The 5,464-nt window shown below is 59.4% G+C and carries 7 protein-coding genes; 2 read left to right on the forward strand and 5 right to left on the reverse strand.

Annotated features, from left to right (window positions below; all coding sequences use genetic code 11):
* On the forward strand, positions 1–691 hold a 691-nt coding region (locus HMPREF2724_RS11670; RefSeq protein WP_070588659.1), incomplete at its 5' end, for a 1,4-dihydroxy-2-naphthoate polyprenyltransferase.
* A gap of 4 nt (positions 692–695) precedes the next feature.
* Here HMPREF2724_RS11670 and HMPREF2724_RS11675 read toward each other — a convergent pair.
* Positions 696–1,025 carry a DUF4229 domain-containing protein gene (locus HMPREF2724_RS11675; RefSeq protein WP_061920409.1) on the reverse strand — a complete coding sequence of 110 codons (330 nt, stop codon included), beginning with the start codon at positions 1,023–1,025 and terminating at the stop codon, positions 696–698.
* A gap of 41 nt (positions 1,026–1,066) precedes the next feature.
* Between HMPREF2724_RS11675 and HMPREF2724_RS11680 the strand changes: the two genes are divergently transcribed.
* Positions 1,067–1,351 (forward strand): hypothetical protein, encoded by a 285-nt coding sequence (locus tag HMPREF2724_RS11680; protein ID WP_062035976.1) that lies wholly within the window; start codon positions 1,067–1,069, stop codon positions 1,349–1,351.
* A 164-nt stretch (positions 1,352–1,515) separates the two neighbouring features.
* On the opposite strand, the gene HMPREF2724_RS11685 is transcribed toward HMPREF2724_RS11680, so the two are convergent.
* The 4 genes from HMPREF2724_RS11685 to HMPREF2724_RS11700 form a co-directional block, all read right to left on the reverse strand.
* Positions 1,516–1,773 carry a helix-turn-helix domain-containing protein gene (locus tag HMPREF2724_RS11685; RefSeq protein ID WP_061920405.1) on the reverse strand — a complete coding sequence of 86 codons (258 nt, stop codon included), beginning with the start codon at positions 1,771–1,773 and terminating at the stop codon, positions 1,516–1,518.
* On the reverse strand, positions 1,773–2,804 hold the full coding sequence (ccsB, locus tag HMPREF2724_RS11690; RefSeq protein ID WP_070588661.1) for a c-type cytochrome biogenesis protein CcsB: 1,032 nt from the start codon (positions 2,802–2,804) through the stop codon (positions 1,773–1,775). The genes HMPREF2724_RS11685 and ccsB overlap by 1 nt, the downstream gene beginning before the upstream one ends.
* Positions 2,805–2,886: 82 nt before the next feature.
* The gene (locus HMPREF2724_RS11695; RefSeq protein WP_070588664.1) at positions 2,887–4,530 is read right to left on the reverse strand and encodes a cytochrome c biogenesis protein ResB; all 1,644 of its coding nucleotides are present in this window, start codon (positions 4,528–4,530) and stop codon (positions 2,887–2,889) included.
* Between the two features lie 16 nt (positions 4,531–4,546).
* Positions 4,547–5,347: a cytochrome c biogenesis CcdA family protein gene (locus HMPREF2724_RS11700; RefSeq protein ID WP_062042377.1), complete on the reverse strand. Its 801-nt coding sequence runs from the start codon at positions 5,345–5,347 to the stop codon at positions 4,547–4,549.
* Positions 5,348–5,464: the final 117 nt, after the last annotated feature.

Below are 5,464 nucleotides of genomic sequence, written 5' to 3' on the forward strand. Positions count from 1 at the left end.
CTCCGACGGCATCCGCGGCACCGACGACGACCGCACCGGCCCGCAGCGCCTTACCGGCGGTGGGCTGGCGAAGCCGCAGCACGTGAAGTACGCAGCCTTTGCTTCGTTCGCAGTTGCTGCCGTGGCTGGCATTGCGTTGTCTTTGGTAGCGAACGCCGCGTGGTTCATCTTGGTAGGCGCGCTTTGTATTGCCGGCGCATGGTTTTATACCGGTGGCAAGAATCCATACGGTTACCGTGGCCTCGGTGAGGTCGCTATCTTCATCTTCTTCGGATTGGTGGCGGTACTGGGTACCCAGTTCACACAGGCAGGCCATATCACGCTGACGGGCCTTGCGCTCGCAGTGGGTATTGGTGGAATGAGCTCTGCGGTGAACTTGGCGAACAATATTCGTGACATTCCCTCCGACACTGAGGCCGGCAAGATTACCTTGGCCGTGCGCTTGGGCGATAAAAAGTCACGCAACCTGTTCATGTGGCTGCTGCTCATCCCGGTTCTGCTGACCATTGTCATCGCATTCGATTCCTGGCTGGCGCTCGCGGCGTTGGTCTACTTCCCGTTCGCACTACAGGCGGTGCGCACCGTCAACCGCGGCGCCCGCGGCCCCCAGCTCATCCCGGTGCTCGGCATCACTGGCCGCGCAATGCTGGTGTGGGCGCTGGTCAGCGCGATTGCGCTTTTTCTTGTTTAAGGGATTAACGGCCGGCTAGCTCAGCCTGGACCCAGGCCTTATGAGCCTTGCGCTGAGCGGAATACTCAGCCAAGGTCTCGGTGGCTTCTACGCGCCATTTCTTAAACACGAGCATCGACAGCGGCAGCGCCACGAATAGGGCAAGCAGCGCTGCGAGCAGTACTGGAATGGGGAAACCTGCCAGGATGGCGATGAGCTCGATGACCACCGTGAGCAGGATAAAAAGCACCAGGCGGGCCAAGCCGTACTTCCAAAGCGCGGCGCGGGAGCGGCGGCGCAGCTCGGGATCGGGTGCCGGCGGCTCCGGATTATGTGCAGAAGAAGTATCAGTCATGGGGCTAAAGTCTACGCTTTCGATTCCGTAGGATATAACGCATGGGTCGTTTGATTTTGCTTGTCTTAGTTGTTCTTGCCGCCGTACTGGTCTGGAAGGCTTTTGGCCCTTCCAGCTGGAAGAAGCCGCAAACAACGCAGCAGCGCCCAGCCATCAAGGGCCCAGACGACGATGAAGAGTTCCTGTGGAACCTCGAGAAGGAGCGCTTCAAGGAGCGCCGCGCCCGCGAGTTGCAGGCCGAGCGGGAAGCCGAGGAGCGCCGCCGTCAACAGCGCCGCGAGAGCCACCGCGACGAGCCCCCGCGCGACGAAACGGACGAGAAGTAGGGTGCATTCTCCGCGCCGGCACGGAATGGTCTCCCTCTAAAGGTCCCTCTCTACGGGTAGCTTTACGAGTATCAGCAACCCTGAAAACGCGCTTCATGGTCCCATTGCCCCACAAAGGGACCCAAGCAATGGGACCATGAAGAAAGTGATGGAAAGCTACGCCGCTAAGCGCGCGGCTGGAAGCTCATCTCAAGGCCAAGGGCCTCCGCGACCGCGGTGACCTTCTCCCAGCGCACACCACTACCGCCATGCTCGATGGTGTGCAAAGTGGAGCGGGAAACGCCCGCGGCATCGGCCAGTTGCTGCTGCAGGATGCCCAGCTCGCGACGGCGAGCTGCGAACTCCGCGCCGATGGCGAGCAGCTGCGGGTTATCGCCTGCTGGCTTTCCCTGCTTATTTCTTGGCTTATGCGTATCAGGCACTAGTTCAACCCCGCGTAAGAGTGCAAACCGGAAACAACCATGTTGATGAAGAACAGGTTGAAGACCATCAAGGAGGTCGCGGCAATGTTGATCCACGGCGAGAACTTGCGCCAGGACGGCGTCGCACGAGCGTGGAGGTAAGCCGCATAAAGAATCCAGGTAGCGAAGGAGACGGTCTCCTTCGGGTCCCAACCCCAGAAGCGGCCCCATGCGGATTCCGCCCAGATAGCGCCGAGGACGATACCCAGGCCCAGGGTCGGCAGTGCGATGATGCCGAGGCGGTAAGCAAGCTGATCCAGCTTCTTCGCCGAAGGCAGCGGCTTGCCCACGACACCAGCGAAACCACGCTCAGCGCCCTTCGGCTGCCAGACACGCAACATAGTCAGCAAAGACGCGATACCGGAAACCACGCTGATGGAAGCACCCAGGGAAACCACAGTGACGTGGATTGGCAGCCAGTGCGACTGCAGCGCCGGGACAACCGGAGCGGATTCCGCATACAGCTTGGTGGAACCGTAGAACATCAGCGCCAGAATCGGAGTGAGGATCCACGGCCACATCGTGCGCCATTCCTTGCGCTGCATCGCGATGCTGGACACGATGAGCACGCCAGCGGTCACCATCAGCACATACTCATACAGGTTGCCAAACGGGAAGCGGTGCGTGGCTAGGCCACGCAGCACGATTGCCACGACGTGGAGCACAATGCCCAGCCACAGCAGCATCTGCGTCATGCCGCCGAGCTTTTCAGCCTTTTCCTCGAGGACGCTGGGGTCTTTGACTGGGGTGGTGTCGGCGACGGCGGCGTCGGCAAGCGCAGCGTCATCAGCGCCTGGTGCGTAGGGGCTGCCGCCTGCCGCTACCTTTTGCTTGGACTGCGCGCGATCTGCTGCAGCTGCGCGGCGGGCATCGATGACCGACTGCATGCGGCCGTAGTACGCCAGCGAGATAAACAGCGCGATGGCGTAGATAACGAAGGCCGTTTGGACGGCGATGTCGGAAAAATTCGACAGATTCTGATCGATCAGCATTGAAAACCTTGCGCTTTGCTCCAAATAGTACCTGCATACGATACTCCCGCATGCAGGCGAAATCAAACTTTAGTCGGATGAATTAATCATCTACCCATATCTCGTCCTCTTCTACTTCGTCCGGGTCAGGCAGTTCCAAAAGCTCGCGATAGAGCGCGTAGAACTCCTCGGACCAACCGGCGCGGTCGGTGCGGGCAAGACCCGCCATCTGGATGTCGGTTCCTCCATCCGCGGCCGGGCTAATGCGCACCCACACGCGGCGGCGCTTGATAACTAGCGAACCGACCAAGGAGACGAGCATCAAAAGGGCCGAGACCAAGACCCACTTTTGGAATGGGTCATAAGAAATCTGGTAATTCGCGTACTGGGAGGCACCGTTGAAGGTGACCTTCGTGCCATCGTCCAGCGTCACGGATTCGTTCTGCGAGAGATTCACGCGGTCAATCTTCTGCAGCTGGCCCGAGTGCACCAAGGAGGAATCCAGATCGAAGATGGACTGGGCGGTACCGGTATCGAGGCCGGCATCGCCGCGATAGATGTCAATGGCCAGCGCCGGATCGGTAAGCCCTGGGTACGCGGAGGTCAGCAGCTGACCGTTCTCCCCGGACCACTGTGCGCTCGGCGCGAAAAGGCCCTGGATGGCGAGCTGATTCTGGCGACGCTCAAAGAGATCCGGGTACATGCCAGCCGGCGGGTCGAAACGCATGACGCCAGAAGAAAGGAAGCGAACCATGTCATCGGGGCGGAACTGGATGGTCTGGGTACGCTTCTCGCCGTTTGGCCACTCCACCGTCACGGTCGGCGCGTAGCCGTGGCCCTGCAGGTAGACGCGGTTATGGGAAAGGCGCAGCGGGTGGTTGACGCTGAGCTCATAATCCTTCCAGCTAGAAGGATCGGAGTAGATGTCATCGCCTTCCGCATAAGAAACGTTCGAAGTGAACATCTCCGCCTGGCCGTTATCCAGGTAATCCGCAGTGAAGTCGTGGGCTACGAAGCAGAACGGGTGCAGGCCCGTGCCGTCGAAAAGCGAGCCAGCGCGGAAGGAATCATAGTTCGAGGTCGAGGTATTGCAGAACTCGGTGGACTGATCCAGTTTGGTCTCCCTATCCTGGGAACCGGACTCGGTGACCACGATGACTTGGCCCTCGTAGTTAGACAGGCGGCCGGCGGCAACGGTGACCAAGATGGCCACCAAGGCAATATGGAAAATCAGGTTGCACAGCTCGCGGGCATAGCCGCGCTCAGCGGAGAAAGACTGCAGCCCCTGACGGTCTTCTTCCGGACCTGATTCAGCAACGCGCCACTTCTTCAGCAGCTTGGTTACTCGAGCTTTGATTTCCTCCGGCGAATGCTCAGAATGACCTTCGGCGTGAAGCGGCATCTTTTCCAGGTACTTCGGAGCACGGGTAGGCGGGGTCTTCCAGGCTTTGTAGTGCTCCCAAGAACGCGGGATGATGCAGCCCACGAGGGAGACCATCAGCAGCATGAAGATGGCCTGGAACCAGATGGAAGAAAAGACGTCGAAAAGCTGCAGTTTGTCGTAGATTTCCGCAACCTTGCCGTGGGAGCTGATGAAGTCCTTGACGTTAGCCTCGTTGAGATCGCGCTGTGGAAGCAGGGAGCCCGGGATCGCAGCCAGGGCGAGCAGGAACAGCAATGCCAGTGCCGTGCGCATGCTGGTCAGCCAATGCCATGCCTTGCGCAGATAGCGAACGATAAGTTTCATATGCCTTCTTATCCTCTTAAATTAGGGTCGCGCCGTATTCAAACGTCCACTGGCGGATGAAGCTGATGAAGTTGCCCCACAAGCCGGTAGCCAATGCGAGGCCCACCAGAATCATGGCGATACCACCGATGATCTGGATGGTGCGAGAGTGTTGCCGCATCCAAGAGATAGTGCGCATGGCACGGGCTGAGCCCAGCGCAACGAGCAGGAAAGGCAGCCCCAGACCCAAGCAATAGCCGATGATAAGGAAGGTTCCGCGCACTGCGGTCATGCCTTCAGTGCCAACGGAGACAGAGATAATCGCCCCGAGCGTAGGCCCCAGACACGGCGTCCAACCAAGAGCAAAGACGCCACCAAGCAGCGGCGCACCCAACCACGTGGTCCAGCGCCGCGGCGCCATGCGGGTGTCCTTTTGCAGCACCGGCACCACGCCCATGAACACAACGCCCATGAGGATGGTGATGATGCCGCCTATCCGCATGAGCACATCAGCGTTGAGCGTCAGCGCGGAAATCGCACCAAACACAGAGACCGTCGCCAGCACAAAGACCACGGTAAAGCCCAGCACAAACAGCGCCGCGGCAAGTACTACAGCCCATTGCTTGCGCTTGCCGACGCCGACGCCAAACTCCGCGTCATAACTAACCTCACCGCCAACCACACTGGCCAGGTAAGAGATATAGCCGGGAACGAGCGGGACCACGCACGGGCTGGCAAAGCTGACCAAGCCAGCGGCCATAGCGAGGAGAAAACCTAGGGCGAAAGGACCGCTAGTGATGACCGATTCGACGTTGAGCGCCGTATCCGTAAAGTCCATGAAACCTCGCGCAATTCTAAATAAGTTGTCTAGCAGTGGAAACTACTCTTTTTCCAGCGAATCTACGACTTCGAGAACATCCTTATCGGTGATCTCGCGCAGGAATACGGCGGCTGG

Source organism: Corynebacterium sp. HMSC071F07 (assembly GCF_001810285.1).
In the GTDB taxonomy this organism is placed as follows: Bacteria; Actinomycetota; Actinomycetes; order Mycobacteriales; family Mycobacteriaceae; genus Corynebacterium; species Corynebacterium simulans.